21 protein-coding genes and 3 tRNA genes are annotated in these 21,539 nt (G+C 71.2%); 10 read left to right on the forward strand and 14 right to left on the reverse strand.

The features are described from left to right. Positions 1-705: 705 nt before the first annotated feature. Both VHA72_RS10760 and VHA72_RS10765 read left to right on the forward strand, forming a co-directional pair. Complete coding sequence (locus tag VHA72_RS10760; protein WP_325575055.1) at positions 706-2,115, forward strand: NAD(P)H-quinone dehydrogenase; 1,410 nt, start codon at positions 706-708, stop codon at positions 2,113-2,115. A 42-nt stretch (positions 2,116-2,157) separates the two neighbouring features. After that, on the forward strand, positions 2,158-3,408 hold the full coding sequence (locus tag VHA72_RS10765; RefSeq protein ID WP_325575057.1) for a SpoIID/LytB domain-containing protein: 1,251 nt from the start codon (positions 2,158-2,160) through the stop codon (positions 3,406-3,408). A 77-nt stretch (positions 3,409-3,485) separates the two neighbouring features. Here the strand turns inward: VHA72_RS10765 and VHA72_RS10770 are convergent, their stop codons facing one another. From VHA72_RS10770 to VHA72_RS10780, 3 genes are all read right to left on the reverse strand, one after another. Continuing rightward, on the reverse strand, positions 3,486-6,872 hold the full coding sequence (locus VHA72_RS10770) for a pyruvate carboxylase (protein ID WP_325575059.1): 3,387 nt from the start codon (positions 6,870-6,872) through the stop codon (positions 3,486-3,488). Positions 6,873-6,943: 71 nt separating this feature from the next. Continuing rightward, a complete protein-coding gene (locus tag VHA72_RS10775; RefSeq protein WP_325575061.1) occupies positions 6,944-7,111 on the reverse strand; it encodes a hypothetical protein in 168 nt (55 codons plus the stop codon). A gap of 7 nt (positions 7,112-7,118) precedes the next feature. Continuing rightward, complete coding sequence (locus VHA72_RS10780) at positions 7,119-8,045, reverse strand: NAD-dependent epimerase/dehydratase family protein (RefSeq protein ID WP_325575063.1); 927 nt, start codon at positions 8,043-8,045, stop codon at positions 7,119-7,121. Between the two features lie 102 nt (positions 8,046-8,147). Between VHA72_RS10780 and VHA72_RS10785 the strand changes: the two genes are divergently transcribed. Beyond that, complete coding sequence (locus VHA72_RS10785) at positions 8,148-8,852, forward strand: TetR/AcrR family transcriptional regulator (RefSeq protein WP_325575065.1); 705 nt, start codon at positions 8,148-8,150, stop codon at positions 8,850-8,852. Between the two features lie 73 nt (positions 8,853-8,925). Here VHA72_RS10785 and VHA72_RS10790 read toward each other — a convergent pair whose 3' ends face one another. Next, positions 8,926-10,722, reverse strand: a complete 1,797-nt coding sequence (locus VHA72_RS10790; protein WP_325575067.1) for an acetyl/propionyl/methylcrotonyl-CoA carboxylase subunit alpha — start codon at positions 10,720-10,722, stop codon at positions 8,926-8,928. A 115-nt stretch (positions 10,723-10,837) separates the two neighbouring features. Between VHA72_RS10790 and VHA72_RS10795 the strand changes: the two genes are divergently transcribed. Continuing rightward, on the forward strand, positions 10,838-11,416 hold the full coding sequence (locus VHA72_RS10795) for a GtrA family protein (protein WP_325575069.1): 579 nt from the start codon (positions 10,838-10,840) through the stop codon (positions 11,414-11,416). Here the strand turns inward: VHA72_RS10795 and VHA72_RS10800 are convergent. Then, positions 11,358-11,954: a Maf family protein gene (locus VHA72_RS10800; RefSeq protein WP_325575070.1), complete on the reverse strand. Its 597-nt coding sequence runs from the start codon at positions 11,952-11,954 to the stop codon at positions 11,358-11,360. The genes VHA72_RS10795 and VHA72_RS10800 overlap by 59 nt on opposite strands. A 136-nt stretch (positions 11,955-12,090) precedes the next feature. Between VHA72_RS10800 and VHA72_RS10805 the strand changes: the two genes are divergently transcribed. Further along, positions 12,091-12,173, forward strand: a tRNA-Leu gene (locus VHA72_RS10805). A gap of 131 nt (positions 12,174-12,304) precedes the next feature. On the opposite strand, the gene VHA72_RS10810 is transcribed toward VHA72_RS10805, so the two are convergent. Both VHA72_RS10810 and bcp read right to left on the reverse strand, forming a co-directional pair. Further along, positions 12,305-12,598 (reverse strand): antibiotic biosynthesis monooxygenase family protein, encoded by a 294-nt coding sequence (locus tag VHA72_RS10810; RefSeq protein ID WP_325575072.1) that lies wholly within the window; start codon positions 12,596-12,598, stop codon positions 12,305-12,307. Then, positions 12,595-13,062 carry a thioredoxin-dependent thiol peroxidase gene (bcp, locus tag VHA72_RS10815; protein WP_325575073.1) on the reverse strand — a complete coding sequence of 156 codons (468 nt, stop codon included), beginning with the start codon at positions 13,060-13,062 and terminating at the stop codon, positions 12,595-12,597. Before bcp ends, VHA72_RS10810 begins: the two co-directional genes overlap by 4 nt. A gap of 26 nt (positions 13,063-13,088) precedes the next feature. Between bcp and VHA72_RS10820 the strand changes: the two genes are divergently transcribed. Together VHA72_RS10820 and VHA72_RS10825 are read left to right on the forward strand one after the other, a co-directional pair. Further along, on the forward strand, positions 13,089-13,349 hold the full coding sequence (locus tag VHA72_RS10820) for a DUF3618 domain-containing protein (RefSeq protein ID WP_325575074.1): 261 nt from the start codon (positions 13,089-13,091) through the stop codon (positions 13,347-13,349). Further along, on the forward strand, positions 13,346-13,672 hold the full coding sequence (locus VHA72_RS10825) for a GroES family chaperonin (protein WP_524538591.1): 327 nt from the start codon (positions 13,346-13,348) through the stop codon (positions 13,670-13,672). The genes VHA72_RS10820 and VHA72_RS10825 overlap by 4 nt, the downstream gene beginning before the upstream one ends. Before the next feature lie 90 nt (positions 13,673-13,762). Here VHA72_RS10825 and VHA72_RS10830 read toward each other — a convergent pair whose 3' ends face one another. The 7 genes from VHA72_RS10830 to orn all read right to left on the reverse strand — a co-directional run bounded on the left by VHA72_RS10830 (position 13,763) and on the right by orn (position 19,323). After that, entirely contained in the window at positions 13,763-14,356 is a 594-nt protein-coding gene (locus tag VHA72_RS10830) for a class F sortase (protein WP_325575075.1), read from the reverse strand. 15 nt (positions 14,357-14,371) lie between these two features. Then, the gene (locus VHA72_RS10835) at positions 14,372-15,640 is read right to left on the reverse strand and encodes a hypothetical protein (RefSeq protein ID WP_325575077.1); all 1,269 of its coding nucleotides are present in this window, start codon (positions 15,638-15,640) and stop codon (positions 14,372-14,374) included. Between the two features lie 143 nt (positions 15,641-15,783). Then, positions 15,784-15,859 (reverse strand) — tRNA-Lys (locus VHA72_RS10840). A 68-nt stretch (positions 15,860-15,927) separates the two neighbouring features. Then, positions 15,928-17,493 (reverse strand): phytoene desaturase family protein, encoded by a 1,566-nt coding sequence (locus VHA72_RS10845; RefSeq protein ID WP_325575079.1) that lies wholly within the window; start codon positions 17,491-17,493, stop codon positions 15,928-15,930. A 9-nt stretch (positions 17,494-17,502) separates the two neighbouring features. Next, complete coding sequence (locus tag VHA72_RS10850) at positions 17,503-18,387, reverse strand: bifunctional helix-turn-helix transcriptional regulator/GNAT family N-acetyltransferase (protein WP_325575081.1); 885 nt, start codon at positions 18,385-18,387, stop codon at positions 17,503-17,505. A 170-nt stretch (positions 18,388-18,557) separates the two neighbouring features. Continuing rightward, positions 18,558-18,633, reverse strand: a tRNA-His gene (locus tag VHA72_RS10855). 45 nt (positions 18,634-18,678) lie between these two features. Beyond that, positions 18,679-19,323 (reverse strand): oligoribonuclease, encoded by a 645-nt coding sequence (orn, locus tag VHA72_RS10860; RefSeq protein WP_325575083.1) that lies wholly within the window; start codon positions 19,321-19,323, stop codon positions 18,679-18,681. A 116-nt stretch (positions 19,324-19,439) separates the two neighbouring features. Between orn and VHA72_RS10865 the strand changes: the two genes are divergently transcribed. Genes VHA72_RS10865 through VHA72_RS10875 form a run of 3 tightly spaced genes read left to right on the forward strand, consistent with a single transcriptional unit; the run spans position 19,440 to position 21,477 of the window. Continuing rightward, entirely contained in the window at positions 19,440-20,186 is a 747-nt protein-coding gene (locus VHA72_RS10865; protein ID WP_325575085.1) for a thioredoxin domain-containing protein, read from the forward strand. A gap of 20 nt (positions 20,187-20,206) precedes the next feature. After that, positions 20,207-20,479 (forward strand): transcriptional regulator, encoded by a 273-nt coding sequence (locus tag VHA72_RS10870; protein ID WP_325575086.1) that lies wholly within the window; start codon positions 20,207-20,209, stop codon positions 20,477-20,479. Further along, positions 20,476-21,477 carry an adenosine deaminase gene (locus VHA72_RS10875; RefSeq protein ID WP_325575087.1) on the forward strand — a complete coding sequence of 334 codons (1,002 nt, stop codon included), beginning with the start codon at positions 20,476-20,478 and terminating at the stop codon, positions 21,475-21,477. The genes VHA72_RS10870 and VHA72_RS10875 overlap by 4 nt, the downstream gene beginning before the upstream one ends. Positions 21,478-21,539 lie beyond the last annotated feature (62 nt).

Genomic DNA, 21,539 nt, shown 5'->3' on the forward strand with positions numbered 1-21,539 from the left:
GAGCGCCGTGTGGCGTCGAGTTCTCAAACGTCGACGATGCCCGCTCCGCTTGGTGAGATGCCAGCGACGAGGAGCGGGTGGCACCGGGGACTTCTCTCCATTCCCCCGAGCTGGCGGGCGCAACCATGACGACATCATGCAGATCGTCGACCACCCAATCCCACCCTCGCCGACCAGCCCCGTGACCGACGACATGGCCGCAGCGCTTCGGCAGGCGATCCGTCGTTCGGGGCTCACGCTTGAGCGGATCTCGACTCACCTGGCGGCGAGGGGCCACCGGGTCAGCCGCACCACCCTGAGCAACTGGCAGCGCGGGGCCACACCCTTCCACGCCGACGGGCAACGATGGCTGCGTTGCGCGAGCTAGAGACGTTGCTCGGCCTCGAGTCAGGCGTCCTCCATGTCGACGAGCCGGAGCGGCCGGCGTACGAAGGGTCGGAGCGAGGAGCCCTGGTCGCGGGCTTCGAGACCGTGAGCGCTCATGAGAGACATATTCTCGGGGCCGACGGCTTCCCGGTGCGTCCACGTTGTCCTCAAGCAGAAGGGCTATCGGCCCAAGAGGTTCGTCACAAGATCCTTCGGCCCCTTCGATGACTGAGGTTCCCGGTATCGGTCGAGAGGTCACTTTCTGCGATCGAATGTCCGCCGGAAGTGACCTCTCGACCCGCGGAAGGTGACCTCTCGACGTCTGCGAGAATGGGGCCCATGCCCAGCGTCGTCATCATCGGTGGAGGTCCCGGCGGCTACGAGGCGGCGTTGGTCGCCCAGCAGCTCGGTGCCGAGGTCACGGTGATCGACCGTGACGGCATCGGCGGCAGCGCGGTCCTGACCGACTGCGTCCCGAGCAAGACCCTGATCGCCACCGCCGAGGTGATGGCCGACATGGAGCAGGCCGGCCGGCTGGGGATCAACTTCGCGGACGCCCAGGGCGATGCGGCCACCACGATCACCGTCGACCTCGCCCGAGTCAACGAGCGGGTCAAGCTGCTGGCCGCCTCGCAGAGCGCGGACATCGAGGGCCGGCTGACTCGTCGCGACATCCGCGTCGTCCGTGGTCTGGGTCGGCTCGGCAAGGGCGGGGGTGCCGGGGGCGGCGAGGTGATCGCGACCCTGCCCGACGGCACCGAGCAGACCTTCCACGCCGACAGCGTGCTGATCGCCACCGGCGCCCGGCCGCGGGTGCTGCCGACGGCGCAGCCCGATGGTGAGCGCATCCTGACCTGGGAGCAGGTCTACGACCTCACCGAGCTGCCCGAGCACATGATCGTGGTCGGCTCCGGTGTGACAGGGGCGGAGTTCGCCAGCGCCTACCTGAGCCTCGGCTGCCAGGTCACGCTGGTCAGCAGCCGCGACCGCGTCCTCCCGGGTGAGGACGCCGATGCCGCCGCCGTACTCCAAGACGTGTTGGAGCGGCGCGGGATGAACATCCTGGGCAACTCCCGGATGGAGTCGGTGACCCGCAACGGCGACGCCGTCGCCGTCACCCTCGTCGACGGCCGCACGGTGACCGGCAGCCACTGCATCCTGGCACTGGGCAGCATCCCGAACACCGAGGGCCTCGGCCTGGAGGAGGCGGGCGTCCAGCTGGTCGACGGCGGCTTCATCCGCATCGACAAGGTCTCGCGGACCACCGCGCCGGGCGTGTACGCCGCCGGCGACTGCACCGGGGGCTTCATGCTCGCCAGCGTGGCGGCGATGGCGGGCCGGATCGCGATGCGCCACTTCCTCGGCGACGCGGTCCAGCCGCTCGACCTCAAGCAGGTCAGCTCCAACGTCTTCACCAGCCCCGAGATCGCGACCATCGGCTGGTCGCAGGCGGCCGTCGAGCGTGGCGAGATCGAGGCCGACGTGATCAAGCTCGACCTGGCCGGCAACCCGCGGGCGAAGATGCAGGGCATCACCGACGGCTTCGTGAAGCTCATCGCCCGGCCGGGCAGCGGCGTCGTGGTCGGCGGCGTCGTCGTCGGTCCGCGGGCCAGCGAGCTGATCCACCCGATCAGCCTGGCCGTCACCGCGAACCTCACCGTCGACCAGGTGGCCAACACCTTCACCGTCTACCCCTCGCTGAGCGGATCCACCGCCGAGGCCGCCCGCCGCCTGCACCGCGTCGAGTAGAGCCGCACCGCGTCGAGGAGAGGTCGAGTAAAGTCGGGCCCCATGCGCACATGGGAGCAGGCCCGGCGATGGGTGGTCCCCGTCGTGCTCGCACTCGCCCTCAGCATCGTCGCCACACCGGCGCGCGCCGGCAGCCTGACGCTCCAGGTGCCGAACGGCGCCGCCACCATCCTGATCACCGGTTCCGGCTTCGGGCACGGTCACGGCATGTCGCAGTACGGCGCCCAGGGGGCGGCGGAGCAGGGCCTGGACTATCGCGCCATCCTCGGCTTCTACTACCCCGGCACCACGTGGGGTACGGCGGCCGGGAAGGTGCGGGTGCTCATCACCGCCGACACCAGCCGCAGCGTGGTGGTCAAGGCCCGCAGCGGGCTCAAGGCGAGGTGGGTGGGCCATCGCCGTACCTGGAACCTGACGCACAAGAAGCGGACCGCCACCCGGTGGCGGATCGTGCCGGTGCCCGGCGGTCGCAGCAAGATCCAGTACAAGCTCAAGGCGTGGCACAAGCTCGCCACCGTCCGTGGCGACCTGCAGTTCACCGCCGGCGGGGCGCCGATCACGCTGGTCCTGCCGGGTGGACGCAGCGTCGCCTACCGCGGCGCCCTGCGCGCGGCCAGCCCGCACCCGGGCGGCATGGACCGCGACACCGTCAACGTGGTCTCCCTCGACGGCTATCTCAAGGGCGTCGTGCCCCGCGAGATGCCGGCGCTGTGGCTGCCCGCCGCCCTGCAGTCGCAGGCGGTCGCCGCCCGCACCTACGCCGCCTTCGAGCGGGCCACCGAGCAGCACGGCTACTACCAGCTCTGCGACACCTCCGCCTGCCAGGTGTACGGCGGCTACAGCGTCGAGCAGGCGCAGTCCAACGCGGCCGGGGCCGCGACGGCGGGGCAGATCCTCACCTACGGCGCGTCGCCGGCGTTCACCCAGTTCTCGGCGAGCAACGGCGGTGCCAGCCTGGCCGGCAGTCAGCCCTACCTGGTCTCGCAGGTGGACCCCTACGACACCGCCTACCGAAACTGGACCGTGACCGTGACTCCGGTCGCCATCCAGACACAGTGGCCCACGATCGGCCAGCTGACCGGGATCACGGTGACCCCCTCGCCCGCGAACGCCCCGGGCGGTGGCTACGTGTCGACGGTGACGATCACCGGGGACGCCGCGACGTACCAGGTGAGCGGGGACGCCTTCCGCAGCTGGGCCGGCCTGCGCTCGACGTGGTTCAGCCTGTCGATCCCCGGCCAGCCAGCGCCCAGCCCATCGGCGCGCAAGGCCACCGCCAAACTGTCACCGTGATAGTTCGCGGCTTGAGTGACACCTCCGAAGTGTCACTCAAGCCGCAAAGTGTCACGGTGACACTTTGGAGAGGGGACCTAGCCGAGGACGAGCACCAGGTCGCCGCCCTCGACGGCCTGGGTGCCGCCGAGCGCGATCCGCTTCACCACGCCGCCGACGGGGGCGGTGATGGCCGCCTCCATCTTCATGGCCTCGATGGTCGCGACGGTGTCGCCCGCGGCGACGGTGTCGCCGACCTCGACCGCGATCGTGACCACGCCCTGGAACGGCGCCGCGACCTGGCCCGGGACACCCGGGTCGGCCTTCTCGGCTGCCGCCACCTCGGCCGAGACCGAGCGGTCGCGGACCGAGATCGGGCGAAGCTGGCCGTTGAGGGTGGTCATCACGGTGCGGAAGCCGCGCTCGTCGGGCTCCGAGACCGCCTCGAGGGTGGCGAAGAGCTGGACGCCCGGCTCGAGGTCGATGACGTGCTCCTCGCCGAAGCGCAATCCGTAGAGGTAGTCCAGCGTGGACAGCACCGAGACGTCGCCCCACTTCGAGCGGGCCTCGCCGAAGTCGCGGGTCGGGCCGGGGAAGAGCAGCCTGTTCAGCGTCGCGCGAGGCTCCTCGCGCAGCGCCGCCTCGTCGGCCGGGTCCAGCGTCTGGTCGGGCGCGGTCCAGGACCGGCCGGCGATCGCCTTGGAGCGGAACGGCTCGGGCCAGCCGCCCGGCGGGTCGCCGAGCTCACCGTGGAGGAAGCCGATCACCGAGGCCGGCACGTCGTACGACGACGGGTCCTCGCGGAACTTCTCCGGATCGGCGCCGGCCGCGACCAGGGCCAGCGCGAGGTCGCCGATCACCTTCGAGGACGGCGTGACCTTGGGGACGCGACCGAGGATGTCGTTCGCGGCGGCGTACATGTCCTCGATCTGCTCGAACTTCTCGCCCAGGCCGAGCGCGATCGCCTGCTGGCGCAGGTTGGAGAGCTGGCCGCCGGGGATCTCGTGCCGGTAGACCCGGCCGGTCGGCGCCGGCAGACCCGACTCGAACGGCCGGTAGACCCGGCGGGTGGCCTCCCAGTAGGGCTCGAGCGCATTGACCGCGGCCAGTGAGAGCCCGGTCGCGCGCGGGGTGTAGTCGGTCGCCGCGACCAGCGAGGACAGCGGCGGCTGCGACGTGGTCCCGGCCATCGCGGCGCAGGCCGCGTCGACCGCGTCCACGCCGGCGTCGATGGCGGCGGTCAGGGTGGCGAGCTGGCCGCCGGGAGTGTCGTGGGTGTGCAGGTGCACCGGAAGCCCGAACTCGGAGCGCAGCGCCGTGACCAGCGTCCGCGCGGCCGGCGCCCGCAGCAGCCCGGCCATGTCCTTGATCGCCAGCACGTGCGCGCCGGCGTCCACGATCTGTCGAGCCAGCCGCAGGTAGTAGTCGAGGGTGTAGATGCTCTCCTCGGGATTGGACAGGTCGCCGGTGTAGCACAGCGCCACCTCCGCGACGGTGCTGCCGGTGGCGCGGACCGCCTCGATCGCCGGCCGCATCTGCTCGACGTCGTTGAGCGCGTCGAAGATGCGGAACACGTCGATGCCGGTCGCGGCCGCCTCGGCGACGAACGCATCGGTCACCTTCGTCGGGTACGGCGTGTAGCCCACCGTGTTGCGGCCGCGCAGCAGCATCTGCAGGCAGATGTTCGGGACGGCCTGGCGCAGCGCGGCCAGCCGCTCCCACGGGTCCTCGGCCAGGAACCGCAACGCCACGTCATAGGTCGCCCCGCCCCAGCACTCCAGCGACCACAGCTGCGGGGTCATCCGGGCGACGTGCCCGGCGACATTGAGCAGATCGCGCGTGCGCACCCGGGTGGCGAGCAGGGACTGGTGCGCGTCACGGAACGTGGTGTCGGTGACGGCCACCGCCTGCTGTTCGCGCAGCGCGCGGGCGAAGGCCTCCGGGCCCAGCTCCAGCAGCCGCTGCCGGGATCCGGCCGGTGCCGGCGCCTCCAGGTCCGCGGGCGACAGGGCCGGCAGCTTGGTAATCGGGTCGAGCGCGACCGGGGCCTCGCCGTACGGCCGGTTGACGGTGACGTCGGCCAGGTAGGTGAGCAGCTTGGTGCCGCGGTCGCCCGAGGCGCGCGCGGTGAGCAGTTGAGGGTGGGTCTCGATGAACGAGGTGGTGATCCGGCCGGCGGCGAAGTCGGGGTCGTCCAGCAGCGCCTGCAGGAACGGGATATTGGTCGCCACGCCGCGGATGCGGAACTCGGCCACCGCCCGCCGGGCGCGCTTGACCGCGTCGGCGAAGGTGCGGCCGCGACAGGTCAGCTTGGCCAGCATCGAGTCGAAGTGCGGGCTGATCTCGGAGCCGGTGAACGTCGTACCGCCGTCGACACGGACGCCCGCGCCACCGGGGGAGCGATAGGTGGTGATGGTGCCGGTGTCGGGCCTGAAGCCGTTGGCCGGGTCCTCGGTGGTGATCCGGCACTGCAGCGCCGCGCCGCGCAGCTGGACCGTCTCCTGCGACAGGCCCAGGTCGGCCAGCGTCTCGCCGGAGGCGATCCGCATCTGTGACTGCACCAGGTCGACGTCGGTGACCTCCTCGGTCACGGTGTGCTCGACCTGGATGCGCGGGTTCATCTCGATGAAGACGTAGTTGCCGGCCGGGTCGACCAGGAACTCCACCGTGCCGGCGCACGAGTAGCCGATCGCTGTCGCGAACCGGACGGCGTCGCCGCAGATCCGTGCCCGCAGCTCCGGGTCCAGGTGCGGGGCCGGGGCGATCTCGACGACCTTCTGGTGACGGCGCTGCACCGAGCAGTCGCGCTCGAAGAGGTGGATGACGTTGCCCTCGCCGTCGGCCAGGATCTGCACCTCGATGTGCCGCGGCTCGACCACCGCCTGCTCGATGAAGACCGTCGGGTCCCCGAACGCGGCCTCGGCCTCGCGCATGCACGTCTCGACCGCCTCGCGCAGCTTGGCCGGGTCGTCGACGCGCCGCATGCCGCGCCCACCGCCGCCGGCGACCGCCTTGACGAACAACGGGTAGGGGAGCGCCTCCGCCGCGGTCACGAGCGCTTCGACATCGGTGCTGGGGGCGACGCTCTGCAGCGTCGGTACGCCGGCCTCCCGGGCGGCCGCGATCGCCCGCGCCTTGTTCCCGGTCAGCTCGAGGACCTCGACGCTGGGGCCGATGAACGTGATGCCCGCGCGGGCACACGCCTCGGCCAGGGCCGGGTTCTCCGACAGGAAGCCGTAGCCGGGGTAGACCGCGTCCGCGCCGGCCTGGACGGCCGCCGCGACGATGGCTTCGGGGTCGAGGTAGGTGCGCACCGGGTGGCCGCGCTCCCCGATCTCGTACGCCTCGTCCGCCTTCAGCCGATGTTCGGATCCGCGGTCTTCGTAGGGGTAGACCGCGACGGTCTTCGCACCGAGTTCGTAGGCCGCGCGGAAAGCTCGGATCGCGATCTCTCCGCGGTTGGCCACCAGCACCTTCGAGAACATGCGGCACAACCTACCGACCGATCCGGTTACCGATCAGTCACCCGTCTCACCGTTGGCGAGCGGCGCCGCGATCACTCGTCGGTCCAGGTCCGGCGGCTCTTCCGCGCGGTCCGGAAGGCCAGGAAGATCAGGACGCCGAAGAGGGCGAGCATCACGACGAAGACCGAGATCACCGCCACCACGCTGGCCACGTCGTGCTGCTGGGTCTCGTCGGCTGCGGTGAGCAGCAGCGGAGTCATTGCCCCATTATGAGACCTGCTCCCGCCACCACTCGACGGTGGCCCTCGCCCCGTCCGCCAGCGGCGTCGGTGCCAGGCCGAGCCGGGCCTCGCTGGCCGAGGAGTCGAGCACGAACGGCGCCCGGAACTGATAGAGCATCTCGGCCATCTCGCGGGTGTCGCGGTGGACGGCGCCGACCGCGCGCAGCGCCCACGATGGCAGCCCCGCCACCTTCGGCGCCGCGACGCCGGCCGCCGCGGCGTACCGGGCGACGAGCTCGCGCTGGCTGACGGCGGGGGCGGTGGGGGCGTGCAGGAAGGAGTCCCACAGCGAGCGGTCGTCCGCGGCGCGGATCATCGCCGCCGCCAGGTCGGGCACATAGGTCCACGAGTGCGCGGCGTCGGGGTCGCCGAGGACGTGCAGCGTCCGCCCGGCGAGGACGGCGGCGACCATCCGTTCGCCGGCGTGCGCGGTCCGGACCGCCGGCCCGTAGAAGTCGGAGGCGGCGACGCTGATGGTCGGCGTCGGGGAGGCGGCCCGGGCGGCGAGCAGCTCCACCCGCACCGCCGGCTTGCCGAAGCCCGCCGTCCGCGGCGACTCCTCGGTGATCGGGCCGGTGACGTGCCCGTAGGCGTAGAGACTCTCCGGGAAGACCACCACGGCGCCGACCCCGCCTGCCGCCTCGAGCACGGCGCGCTCCGCCCGGGGCAGCTCGGCCGCCCAGACGTCGGATCGGTACGCCGAGGCGTGCATGCAGTCGAACACGACCGTGGCGCCGGCGAACGCCTCGGCCAGCGCGGCCGGGTCCGACGCGTCGGCCCGCATCCGCTCGATGCGGGGGTGCGCCGGGCCGCTGCCGGAGCGGGTCAGCAGGCGCACCGGCCGACCGGCCCCGGCGAGCTGCAGGGCGATGGTGGTGCCGACCGGGCCGGCGCCGATGACGATGGTGCTCATGTCTCCTCCTGAATGCGAGAGAGCAGTGCTCTCGAAAGAGATCATGAGTCATGAAGGCGAAGAAAGCAAGAGCAGTGCTCTCTGTTGTGGCAGCATGGGGTCATGGCAGGCACACCCCGCGAACGCGCCCGCGCCCAGACCATGGCCGACATCGTCCGCATCGGCCGCCGGCACCTGGCGACCGAGGGCGCGGCGGCGCTCTCGCTGCGCGCGGTCGCGCGCGACCTCGGGGTGGTCTCCTCGGCGGTCTACCGCTACGTGGCCAGCCGGGACGAGCTCCTCACGCTGCTCGTGATCGCTGGCTACGACGAGCTCGGCGACGAGGTCGATGCCGCGCTGGCGAAGGTCGACCCCGACGACCATCGCGGCCGACTCGTCGCGATCGGTACGGCGGTGCGTACGTGGGCGGTGCGCGAGCCGGCGATGTACGCGCTGCTCTTCGGCAGCCCCGTGCCCGGCTACCACGCGCCCGCGGAGCGCACCACCGGCCCCGGCACCCGCGTCATCGGGGCGCTGGCCGACGTCTGGGCACGGGCGCATGCCGCCGGTCGGCTGCGGGTGCCCGAGCAGCCGCCGGTGCCGGCCGCGCTGGCCGCGTCGTTCGCCGCCGTGCGCCGGGAGCTGGGCCTGGAGCTGCCTGACCAGGCGTTGGCGCGCGGCGTCCTCGTGTGGGCGGCGCTCTTCGGGTGCGTGAGCTTCGAGGTCTTCGGTCAGTACGGCCCCGACAGCTTCGGCGACCCGGCCGCGCTCTTCGCCCACCAGCTGCAGGTGCTGGCCGACACGGTCGGGCTCCCGCCCACCCGCTGAGCCGAGCCGGTCCCGGACGTCATACGGGAGCCGCGAGGCGACGGCCCTGTCCGTATGACGTCCCGGGCGGCTCTCAGCCCTTGATCTCGCAGATGACGGCGCCGTTGGTGACGGTGGCGCCGACGGCGGCGGCCAGCCCGGTGACGGTGCCGGCCTTGTGTGCCTTGAGCGGCTGCTCCATCTTCATCGCCTCGATGACCACGATGGTGTCGCCCTCGGCGACCTCCTGGCCGTCGGTGACCACGACCTTGACCACGGTGCCCTGCATCGGCGAGGTGACCGCGTCGCCGGAGACGGCGGCGCCGGCCTTCTTGCCGGCGGCGCGCTTGGGCTTCTTCGCCGCCGCGCCCGGGCCGGCCGACAGGCCTGCCCCTAGATTCTGGCCGAGGCCGGCCGGGATGACCACGTCGATCCGCTTGCCGCCGACCTCGACCACCACCCTCTGGCGTTCGCCCGCCTCCGCGGCCTCACCGTGCTCGCCGTCGTAGGGCTGGATCTGGTTGTCGAACTCGGTCTCGATCCAGGTGGTGTAGACGTCGAAGGAGCCCTCGCCGGACGGGTTGGAGGAGGCGACGTACGCCGGGTCCTCGACGATCGCGCGGTGGAAGGGGATGACCGTGGGCATGCCGTCGACCTTGAACTCCGCCAGCGCGCGTCGGGAGCGCTCCAGCGCCTGGGTGCGGTCACGGCCGGAGACGATCAGCTTGGCGATGAGGGAGTCGAACGAGCCGGGGATGGTCTCGCCCTTCTCGTAGCCGCCGTCGACGCGCACGCCGGGGCCCTGCGGCGGCGCCCACTCGGTGAGCGTGCCGGGCGCGGGCATGAAGTTGCGGCCGCCGTCCTCGGCATTGATCCGGAACTCGATCGCGTGACCGCGGATCTCCGGGTCGTCGTAGCCCAACTCCTCACCGGCGGCGATGCGGAACATCTCGCGCACTAGGTCGATGCCGGTGACCTCCTCGGAGACACAGTGCTCCACCTGCAGACGGGTGTTGACCTCGAGGAAGCTGATGGTGCCGTCGGCGGCGACCAGGAACTCGCAGGTGCCGGCGCCGACGTACCCGGCCTCCCTCAGGATCGCCTTGGAGGAGTCGTAGAGCCGCTGGCGCTGCTCGTCGGTCAGGAACGGCGCGGGCGCCTCCTCGACCAGCTTCTGGTGGCGGCGCTGCAGGGAACAGTCCCGGGTGGAGACCACCACGACGTTGCCGTGGGAGTCGGCCAGGCACTGGGTCTCGACGTGCCGCGGCTTGTCGAGGAACTTCTCCACCAGGCACTCGCCGCGGCCGAACGCCGTGACGGCCTCACGGACCGCTGACTCGTACGCGTCCGGGATCTCCTCCAGCGTGCGGGCCACCTTCAGGCCGCGCCCGCCGCCGCCGAAGACCGCCTTGATCGCCACCGGCAGCCCGTACTCGCGGGCGAAGGCGATCACCTCGTTGGCGTCCTTGACCGGGTCCTTGGTGCCCGGCGCCAGCGGGGCGTTGGCCTTCTGCGCGATGTGCTTGGCCTTCGCCTTGTCGCCCAGCGCGTCGATCGCCTCCGGCGAGGGGCCGATCCAGATCAGCCCGGCGTCGAGGACGGCCTGGGCGAAGTCGGCGTTCTCGGCCAGGAACCCGTAGCCCGGGTGCACGCTGTCGGCGCCGGAGCGCTTGGCGACATCGACGATCTTCTCGATCGACAGATACGAGTCGGCGGGCGTGGCGCCCTCCAGGGCGTAGGCCTCGTCGGCCAGCCGCACGTGCAGCGCGTCCCGGTCGGGGTCGGCATAGACCGCCACCGAGCCGATGCCGGCGTCCTTGCAGGCACGGATCACACGGACGGCGATCTCTCCGCGGTTGGCGATCAGGACCTTGCCCAGCGGCTTGCTCAACGTCGTCTCTCCTCGAATCCGGCCAGAATCGGCGAACGGGCCGACTGTACCGGCCCGGGGCCCGACCGGGGATGTGACGGCGGTTACGTCCAGGTCGCCCCGTAGGCTGAGCGGCGTGTCGCGGGCGAGGCGCCTGATCGGTGAGGCCGGCAGGTTCATGGCGGTGGGGGCCATCTCCACTGCCGTTGCCGTCGTCCTCTACAACTGGATGGCGTACGCGCCGTACGGGATCTGGTCGCCGTTGCACGGCCACATCACCATCTCCTACATCCTGTCCCACGCGGTGGGCATGCTCGTCTCCTACGAGCTCTCCCGGCGCTGGACGTTCAAGCAGCGCGCCGAGCGCAAGCCCGGTGAGGGCTTCGTCGCGTATGCGGTCATCAACATCATCACGATGACGACCATCCCGGTCGGCTGCCTCTGGTTCTCCCGGCACGTGCTCGGCCTGACCAGCGGGCTGGCCGACAACGTCTCGGGCAACGTGGTCGGCCTGCTGATCTCGCAGGTGGCGCGGTTCTACCTGTTCCGCACGTTCGTGTTCCACCGGCCGATCCACTACACCGAGGTGTACGACGACCCCGCGGCTCCGGCCGAGGACGGCGCGGACCCAGCGGTCGGCCCGGTGGTGGGTCAGATCAGCGAGGAGCCCACAGCGCCGTCCACTGGTGACCCAGCTCCGCCGCCAAGGTCCTGACCAGCGGCAGGCTCACCCCGACCACGTTGTGGTGGTCGCCCTCGATCCCGGTCACGAACGCGCCCCCGAGCCCGTCCACGGTGAACGCTCCGGCCACGTGCAGCGGCTCCCCGGTGTCGACGTACGCCGCGATCTCGGCGTCGCTGAGGTCGGCGAAGTGGACGGTGGTGGCGGCCGTCCGGCTGACCGTGGCGCCGGTCGCGGTGTCGGCGAGCGCATGACCGGTGACCAGGACACCGCTGCGGCCGCGCATCGCCCGCCAGCGCCGGACGGCCTCCTGGGGCGTGTGTGGCTTGCCGAGCGGCCGGCCGTCGAGCTCCAGCACGCTGTCGCAGCCGAGGACCAGGCTGCCGGCCGGGGCCTGCGGCACCACCGCCGCGCACTTCAAGTCGGCCAGCCCCAGTGCCAGCTCGGCCGGCGGGAGGCCGTCGAGCTGGCTCTCGTCGACGCCGCTGACGATCACGACCGGCTCGATCCCGGCGTTGCGGAGGGTCTGGAGGCGGGCGGGCGACTGCGAGGCCAGGACGAGGGTCGTCATGGGACCGAGTCTGTCAGCCGGCCGGCCACGTCATGTAACGCGGTGTCCACGCCGCTTCTGCGGTGCTGCAACACCGCAGAAGCGAACCGGACACCGCGTGACAAGCAGGCGAGCCGCCTAGACTGTGCCCGCTCTGGCCGGAGTGGTGGAACTAGGCAGACACGCAGGATTTAGGTTCCTGTGCCTTCGGGCGTGCGGGTTCAAGTCCCGCCTTCGGCACCGCGCGCCGCGGCTCGCCGCCGCCGCTCGCCCAAAGTGTCACCGTGATAGTTCGCGCCCCGGGTGACACTTCAGAAGTGTCACCCCACGCGCAAAGTGTCACGGTGACACTTTGGAGAGCGCGGTCGGTCTCAGGCGTCGAGTCGCTCGAAGTGGCGCACCGCCGGGAACGGGTCGTAGAAGTGGTGCAGCAGCGCACGCCACTCCTGGTAGTCGGCGGAGAGGCGGAAGCCCTCCTCGTGGGCGGCGACCGAGTCCCACTCGGCCAGCAGCAGGTACGCCGAGCGCTGTTCGAGGCAGCGCAGCACCTCGGCGCTGCGGCAGCCGGACTGGCGTCGGATGATCGGCAGCGCCTGCGCCAGCGCGGCCTCGAACTCCGCCTCCAGTCCGGGTCTCACCGGCAGGACGGCGTGCTCGACGATCACGCCAGGCCCAGGTCGCGGCGGAGCTTGGCGACGTGGCCGGTGGCCTTGACGCTGTACTGGGCCAACTCGACCTTCCCGTCCTCGTCGACCACCACGGTCGAGCGGATGACCCCCTCGACGACCTTGCCGTAGAGCTTTTTCTCGCCGTACGCGCCCCAGGCCCTGAGCACCGACTTGTCCGGGTCGGAGAGCAGCCGGATGGTCAGCGCGTCGCGCTCGCGGAACTTCGCCAGCTTCTCCGGCTTGTCCGGCGAGATGCCGACGACCTCGTAGCCGGCGGCTTGAAGCGAGGCCAGCGAGTCGGTGAAGTCGCAGGCCTGCTTGGTGCAGCCGGGCGTCATCGCGGCGGGGTAGAAGTAGACGATCACCTTGCGACCGCGCAGGTCGGCGAGGGAGACCGGCGTACCGGCGTCGTCGGGAAGGGTGAAGTCGGGTGCGGTGTCACCGGGAGAGAGGCGGCTCATGAGAGTCAACCTATATGTTGTCCTGCATGGCGAAGGCAGACCGCAACTCCGCACTCGAGCGTGAGATCGAGGAGGCGCGCGAGCGCCTGGCTGGCACGATCGACCAGCTGCTCTACCGCACCAGCCCGAAGACGATCGCGTCGCGTCAGGTGGCGGCGATGAAGGCGGTGTACGTCGACCCCGAGACCGGGCAGCCGAAGACCGGCAACATCGCAAAGACCGTCGGTGGCGTGGTCGGCACGGTGGTGCTGGTCGTGCTGCTGCGCAAGTACAGCTCCCGGTCGTGAGCGACTCCAAGACCCCGATCAAGATGCTCCACGACCGGATCCTCGTGGAGCTCGACAGGGAGGCGGGGGAGCGGCGTTCGTCGGGTGGGATCGTCATCCCGGCGACGGCCGCGATGGGCGCGCGCCGGCTGTCGTGGGCGCGGGTGGTCGCGGTCGGCCCGCACGCGCGAGCGGTCCAGACCGGAGACCGGGTGCTCTTCGATGCCGACGACAAGGCCGAGGTCGAGGTGGCCGGTGAGCTCTACGTCGTGATGCGCGAGCGGGACGTGCACGCCGTCGCGGCCGAGCGGGTCGGCGATGAGTCGACCGGGCTCTACCTCTAGGACTCGCCAGCGCAGCGCGGCGGACGGGCCACTGCGGGGAACTGGCCACAGCACCGGCGTTCCTGGCGGCCGGCGGGTGGTCCCGGCTAGCTAGCCGTGGTGGGCCTTCGTCGCCGAGGCGAACGGGTGCGCGATCACCACGATGTTGCTCAGGTAGTCGTGGCCGTCCCAGTCGTCGCACGTGATCAGCACCAGCCGGCCCTCGCCGTGGCCCTGGCCGAAGAGGCTCTTGGCCTTCGCCGGAAGCTGCGACTTCGGCACGATCTGGACGCTGTCGATCTCGTACTGGATCTTGCCGGCACCGGTCACCAGGTCGACCTCCTGGTCGACCTTGAGGTCGGGCAGGCCGTTCATGCTGCCGCCGCCGGTGTGGACGGTGTGGCCGGTGATCACCGTCTGTCCGGTGGTCGACCCGGGCACGGCGCTGCGACGCCACCAACCCACCTCGGTGTAGTCCTCGGGCGGGTTCAGGGTGGTGCCGTTGAGGTCGATCGGGACCACCCTGACCTTGGTGCCCACGCTCGGCATCTCCAGCCGGCGCGGCGCGCCCTTGGCCAGGTCGGCGACAGTCTCGGTGTGCGCCGGCCAGACCAGAGCCGCCACGACCAGGCCGACCGCGAGGGTGCCGACCAGGGCCCGGACAGCGGCCGCGAGCGGTGCCAGGCGCCGCGTCAGGCCGGTCACCGGTCGATCACCGGATCACCGGTGCAGCCGGCGACGGTAGCCGACCAGACCGGCGCCGGTCGCGCCGAGTCCGACTAGGGCGAGCAGGGCGACCCGGCCGGCGGTGAGGGCGTGGTCGGAGAGCGGGTACGCGTCGGCGACACCGGCCGGGACGGTGGTCGGGACCGGGTTGCTGCTGTGGTGGGTGTCGGACTTCGGCACCGCCGCCGCGGCCGGCGTGACGACGCGGCCGTTCGGGCCGCAGGTCGACGTACCGACCGTGAGGTGCAGCAGGTCGGAGTGGACGAACTGCTGGGCCGCGGGCAGCACCGAGAGGTCGAGCGCCGTCACCGTGATAGCCCCGTCGGACTTGGTCTGCTTGTTCAGCGTCGCCTTGAGCAGGTCGTTGTCGATCGGCTTCAGCTGCTCGCCGAGCTGGTCGAGGATGTTGTTCAGCACGGCGGTCTGGTCGACGACGACGCCGAGGGCGCCCAGCTGGCCTCCGAGCGTGCTGGCCAGGTCGGTCTTGAGCGCGCTGGTGATCGCGCCGACGACGCCCGAACCGAGCTTGGTGACGACGTCGGTGTTGGGCGCCGGGTGGACCGGCAGCTTCACCAGGTCGATCCGCTGGCCGCCGGGGATCTGCACGTACGCCGCGGCGTTCGCCAGCGAGCTGTCGCCGCTGACGCCGGCCGGGGTGGCGGTGCAGTTGCTCTGCACCGCGCCGAGGTCGAGGAAGATGCCGGGGTTGCCCAGTGCCTTAGCGCCCTGGGTCAGGGCCTGCGACAGTGCCGGCAGCAGGGTGCCCAGCACCGGCTGGAGCGCGGACTGGAGCTGCTGGTCGAGGCCGTTGAGCACGGTGCCCTGGACGATCTGCAGCTTGGAGAGGTCCAGCGTGCCGGCCTCGAGCTGGAGTGCGTTGCCGCCGGTGAGGCAGTTGCCGCTGCCGGCCGCGACCAGCGAGGCGCCCTGACCGGCGAGGCCGGCGCAGGCGGCCGAAGATCCCCGGCCCGAGGCGTCGACGGAGGTGGTGGCGTCCTGGGCGAGGGTGCCGACGGAGAGCAGGCTCTGCCCGCCCAGCGCGGTGATCAGCGGCTTGTCGTTGCCGCTGGTGGTCTGCTTGCTGCCGTCGTTGGTGGCGCTGAACGTGCCGCTGTACCCGTTCTGACCGGCCACGTCGAGCGTGACGGCGGAGGCCGACGCCTGGGCCACCGGGTCGGCGGCCAGGGCCGGCGCCGCGGCCAGCGTGGCGACCGATGCGGCCGCGACCAGGGCAGCACCCCTGACGATCATGGATGGGCGCACAGCAACCTCCCCTTGGCCCCCGTCGGGGCCGTGACGCGCGTGACTGGTGCCACTTCAACGCGCGGTGAGGCGTTTGGTTACGCGCGAGTTGCTTACTCGCCGTGGTCGCTGTGAAATGCCGATCGGACCGGCCCGATCGGGGTTGGTACGCCACGTAGGACTTGAACCTACAACCCGCTGATTAAGAGTCAGCTGCTCTGCCAATTGAGCTAGTGGCGCATGCACCGGATCGCCCCGGCGCGAGAGGAAACATTAGCAGCGCGGGAGCGGCCAGCGAAATCGCGGACTCAGCGCAGCTCCAAGACGGCCTGGGCGGCGTTGTGGCCACCCAGGCCCGAGACGGCGCCGCCGCGGCGGGCGCCGGAGCCGCACAGCAGCACGTCGTCGTACGACGTCTGGACGCCCCAGCGCTGTTGTGGCGTCTCCAGCCGGGTCCGTGCCGGCGCCCAGGGCCACTCCAGGTCACCGTGGAAGATGTGTCCGCCCGGCATGGCCAGGTCGGCCTCGACGTCCTGGGGGATCTTCGCCTCGATGCACGGGTTGCCGTGGCCGTCGCGCGCGACCACCGACTCGATCGGGTCGAGCAGATGCTCGTCGAGGGAGGCGATCGCCCGCGCCACCGCCGTTGCCTTGGTCGCGGCCGGGTCCCGGTCGAAGAGGGTGGCGGGCGTGTGCAACCCGAAGTAGGTCAGGGTGTGCATGCCGGCGGGTGCGTCCGGGCCCAGGATCGAGGGATCGGTCAGGGAGTGGCAGTAGACCTCGCCCGGCAGCCGCGAGGGCAGTACGCCGGATCCGGCCTCGCGCTGCGCCTGCTCCAGATCGCCGTAGCCCTCGCCCAGATGGAGCGTGCCCGCGAACGCGACCTGTGGATCCTCCCCCGACCGGAGCCGGGGCAGTCGGTCGAGCAGGATGTTGATCTTCAGTTGCGCCCCGACCGGCTTGGTGGCCGGATCCTCCGGTTCGCCGAGCAGGATCCCGAGCACCCAGGGTGCGACGTTGGCGAGGACGAAGCGCGCCGCCACGGTGTGGGCGCCCTCGGCGTCGTCCCAGGTCACGCTCGCGCCCGGCGCGACGGTGCGCACGCCGGCGGAGGTGACGATCTCGGCGCCCGCCTCGACGGCGGCGCGGGCGAGCGCGTCGGTGACCGAGCCCATCCCGCCGACCGGCACCCGCCACTCGCCCGTGCCGTTGCCGACGAGGTGGTAGAGGAAGCAGCGGTTCTGCACCAGCCGCGGGTCGTGCAGCGACGCGAACGTCCCGATCAGCGCGTCGGTCGCCACCACCCCGCGCACGGTGTCGTCGGCGAACCTGCGTTCGATCGCCTCGCCGATCGGCCGCTCGACCAGGTCCTGCCAGATCGTCGCCGGGACCTTCTCGCGCAGGCCGCGGTCCGTGGGCAGGGGCTCGGTCAGCGTCGGCGCGACCACCTCGGCCATCGCGGCGACCTCGGCGTAGAAGGTGCGCCAGGCGTCGTACTCCTGCTCCGACCCGGTCAGCGCGGCGAAGCTCGCTTGGGTGGCGGGCCCCTCGGGCCGCTCCACGAGCAGGCCGGTCGCGCGGCCGTCCCGGATCACCGGGGTGTACGACGCGGTCGACCGCGAGGCCAGCCGGAGGTCCAGGCCGAGGTCGGTGACGACCCGGTCGGGGAGCAGCGAGACCAGGTAGCTGTAGCGCGAGAGCCGGGTGCCACGGCCGGGGAACGCCTGGGCCGAGACGGCCGCGCCGCCGACGTGGTCGAGCCGCTCCAACACCAGGACCGACAGCCCGGCGCGAGCGAGGTAGGCGGCCGCGGTCAGGCCGTTGTGGCCCGCGCCCACGACGACGACGTCGTACCGGTCGTAGCGACTGCGCACTCTCCCACCCTAGAGGCGCTTCTCGAAGAAGTGCCGCGCATACGGGTTGTCGTTGTAGCGCTCGATCTCGGCGTAGCCGGCGCGGTGGTACATCCCGATCGCCTCGAGGAGGGTGTCGTTGGTGTCGAGCCGGACGACATCGTGGCCGAGGTCGGCAGCGAGCGCCTCCAGGTGGCGCAGCAGCCGGGAGCCGAGGCCGGCGCCGCGCCAGTGGGCGTGCACCCACATCCGCTTGATCTCGCCGTAGACCAGGTCGGCCTCGATGGTCTGGACGCCGCCGCAGGCCACCGGCTCACCGTCGCTGACCGCCACCACGAAGACGCCGTGCGGCGGGCTGAGCAGCTCCGCGTCCTTGGTGCTCTGCGACCCGGCGTCGAAGCCGTCGGGGAAGCGCGCGTCGAGTTCGGCGAAGTACGCCGCCATCGCCCGCGTCGCCGCCGGCGAGGTCGGGTCCACCGGCTCCAGAGTGACGGTGGCGGCCCGGACCAGCAGGTCGGCGGTGGCGAGCGCTTCGGCCAGCCGCTCCTGCTGACGCGGCGTGAGCGGGTCGACCAGCAGGTGTGCGCGCTCCTCCGAGCGACGCTCCAGGTCGCCCCAGGCGGCCCGCCCGGCCGCGGTGAGCTCGACGCGGCGGCGGCGTCGGTCCTGCGGATCCGGCACGACGTCGACGAGTCCCTCCCGCTCGAGGCGGCGCAGCAGCCTGCTCAGATAGCCGGAGTCGAGCCCGAGTCGAGCCCGCAGCTGCTGCACCGTGCCGGGCTCGGTGCCGATCTCGAAGAGCAGTCGGGCGGTGCCCAGCGGCAGCCCCATGCCGAGGAAGGAGTCCTCCAGTGCCCCGATGCGTTGGGTGTAGCTCCGGTTGAAGCGGCGTACCACCGCGGCGACGTCCGTCATATAGCTGACTTTAGTCAGAGATCTGATCGTGGACAGAAGAGGGTAGCGGTCGGACGACCGCGCCCGCCGTCGCGACGCGAGCCGGCGGTCGAGGTGACGACTCCCAAAGAGCAAGGAGCCCGAACCCACGTCCGTGGGTCCGGGCTATGCCGATGTTCTCAGACATCACCTGGGGTGAGTGACGGGATTCGAACCCGCGACCACCTGGACCACAACCAGGTGCTCTACCAACTGAGCTACACCCACCATCGGGCCCCGAGGCGTCGAGGCCGAGACGGAAGCATAGGGCACTCAGTCGCCGCCGGTTGAATCGGTGGCGCCCAGTCCGGTGATCGAGCCGCCGTGCCGCTGCGCCAGCGCGCGGGCGGCCTCGCTGTCGAGCCCGGGCTGGGGCACGAAGACGGCCTCGCGGTAGTAGCGCAGCTCCTCGATCGACTCCTGGATGTCGGCGAGTGCGCGGTGGTTGCCGCGCTTGGTGGGCGCCTGGAAGTAGGTCCGCGGATACCAGCGCCGGGACAGCTCCTTGATCGTGGAGACGTCGACGTTGCGGTAGTGCAGCCAGCCCTCCAGAGTCGGCATGTCGCGGGCCAGGAAGGCCCGGTCGGTGCCGACGGTGTTGCCGGCCAGCGGCGGCCGGGCGTCGGCGCCGCACTCCGCGTGGACGTAGGCCAGCACCCGCTGCTCGGCCTCGGCGAGGGTGACGCCGCCCTCGAGCTCGGGCAGCAGCGCGGAGTTGGTGTGCATCGTGCGGACGAACTCGTCCATCTGCGCCAGCGCCTCGGCCGGGGGCTTGATCACGATGTCGATGCCCTCGCCGAGCACGTTGAGCTCGAAGTCGGTCACCAGGGCGGCGACCTCGATCAGGGCGTCGTGCTGCAGCGAGAGCCCGGTCATCTCACAGTCGATCCAGACGAGGCGGTCAGCGGAGGTGGGCACGGAGAGCACCCTACGCGTCCCTGAGAACGGATCGGTTGGTCTCTCAGACACCCCACAGCAATGATGCTTAGGCTGTACGCCGTGGAAACCGCGGTGCGATGGCTCACGAAAGGCGCATGATGTCCAAGCAGAACGCCCAGGCCCGCGCAGCCGCTGCGGCGAAGATCGCCGCCGAGGCGAAGCGCCGTGAGCGTCGCAACACCCTGCTCAAGATCGCGGCCGTGGTCGCCGCGATGGCGGTGATCGTGGTCGTCGGCGTGATCGCCGGGACACACAAGAGCGGTGGCTCGGACAACAAGGCCAGCCAGTCGGCGCCGGCCGCGGGCGACAGCAAGTACAGCCTCACGGTGGGCGACAAGAGCGCCCCGCACAAGGTCATCGTCTACGAGGACTTCCTGTGTCCATACTGCGACCAGTTCGAACTGGCCAGCAGCGCCCAGCTCGCGCAGCTCGCCGCCCAGGGCAAGGTCTACCTCGACTACCGGCCCTTCCACTTCCTGCCGGAGGACTACTCCCTCCAGGCACTCAACGCGTTCGCCGCCGTACTGAAGACGTCGGGCCCCGACGTGGCCAAGAAGTTCCATGACCTGCTCTACCAGAACCAGCCCTCGGAGGAGGGCCCGTTCCCGGCAATGAGCAAGCTGGTCGACCTCGCGGTCCAGGCGGGTGCCGACGAGAGCAAGGTCAAGGCGGCCATCGAGGACACCAGCTCGCAGAAGTCCTGGACCGACGGCGCCGACAAGATCGCCTCCGACGAGGCCAAGATCCAGGGCACGCCGACGGTCCTGCTCGACGGGCACGAGTTCCAGCAGGGGTCCACCGTGCAGGAGTTGGCGACGAACCTGGTCAAGGCCGTCTCCTGAGGCTGATCTAGGCTCCCGCCGTGCACATCGAGCGGGTCAAGAAGTACGTCCTGTCATCGTTGCTGTGCGCTGTGCTGATGCTGCACTCGCTGGCGGTCGCGGCCCTCGGCACGCAGGTCAACGGCGCCGGCGGGTCCCGGCCGGGGCTGTTCGTGATGTCCACCCTGCTCGGGCTGTTCGGCGTGGTGGGGGTGCGGCTGCTCAACCAGCTGAGCGTGGTCACGCCCTGGCTGGTCACCTGCCTGGTGATCCCGGTGGCCGTGTACGTCGGCTACTTCGAGGTGCTGCGTTGAGGGACTTCATCCGTGACCTGCCCAAGGCCGAGTTGCACGTCCATCACGTCGGCTCCGCCTCGCCCCGGATCGTCGCCGAGCTGGCGGAGCGGCACCCCGGCACGGTGCCCTCGGACCTGGACGCGCTGCGGGAGTTCTTCACCTTCCGCGACTTCGCCCACTTCATCGAGGTCTACCTGGCCGTCGTCGCCCTGATCCGCACGCCGGAGGACATCCGCTACCTCACCTACGAGATCGCCCGGGAGATGGCCGACGGCCAGGCGCTGCGCTACGCGGAGGTGACGTGCACGCCGTACACCTCGGTCCTGGCGGGCGTGTCGATCGAGGCCTACACCGAGGCGATCGAGGATGCCCGGGCGGCGGCGGAGCGCGACTTCGGGCTGGTGCTGCGCTGGATCTACGACATCCCGGGTGAGTTCGGCATCCCGGCGGCGGACGCGACCCTGTCCTACGCGCTGGACCATCGGGTCGACGCGCTGGTGGGCTTCGGGCTGGGCGGGCCGGAGATCGGGGTGCCGCGGCCGCAGTTCGCGCCGCACTTCGACCGGGCGCGGGCCGCGGGGCTGCACTGCGTCCCGCACGCCGGCGAGACCACCGGTCCCGAGACCGTCTGGGATGCGCTGCGGCTATTGCACGCCGAGCGGATCGGCCACGGCACCTCCGCGGCCGTCGACCCGGATCTGCTGGCGCACCTGGCGCGGACCGGGGTCGCGCTGGAGATCTGCCCGTCGTCCAACGTCGCCACCCGTGCGGTCGGGTCGCTGGCCGAGCACCCGCTGCGCACCTTCGTCGACGCGGGCGTCACGGTGACGATCAACTCCGACGACCCGCCGATGTTCGGGACCACGCTGTGCCGGGAGTACGAGATCGCCGCCGAGCTGCTCGGGCTCGACCGGGCGGGGGTGGCCGAGCTTGCCCGGGCGGCGGTGCGGGCGTCGTTCGCGTCGGCCGACCTGAAGAGCCGGATCCTGGCCGAGATCGACGACCACCTGCGCTGACCCGCGGTCTCAACGCTTCCTCAGCGTCCTGGTCGGGAATCCGTCAGGTTCGGCTCGGATGC

The organism is Nocardioides sp. (assembly GCF_035547795.1).
Taxonomy (GTDB): Bacteria; Actinomycetota; Actinomycetes; order Propionibacteriales; family Nocardioidaceae; genus Nocardioides.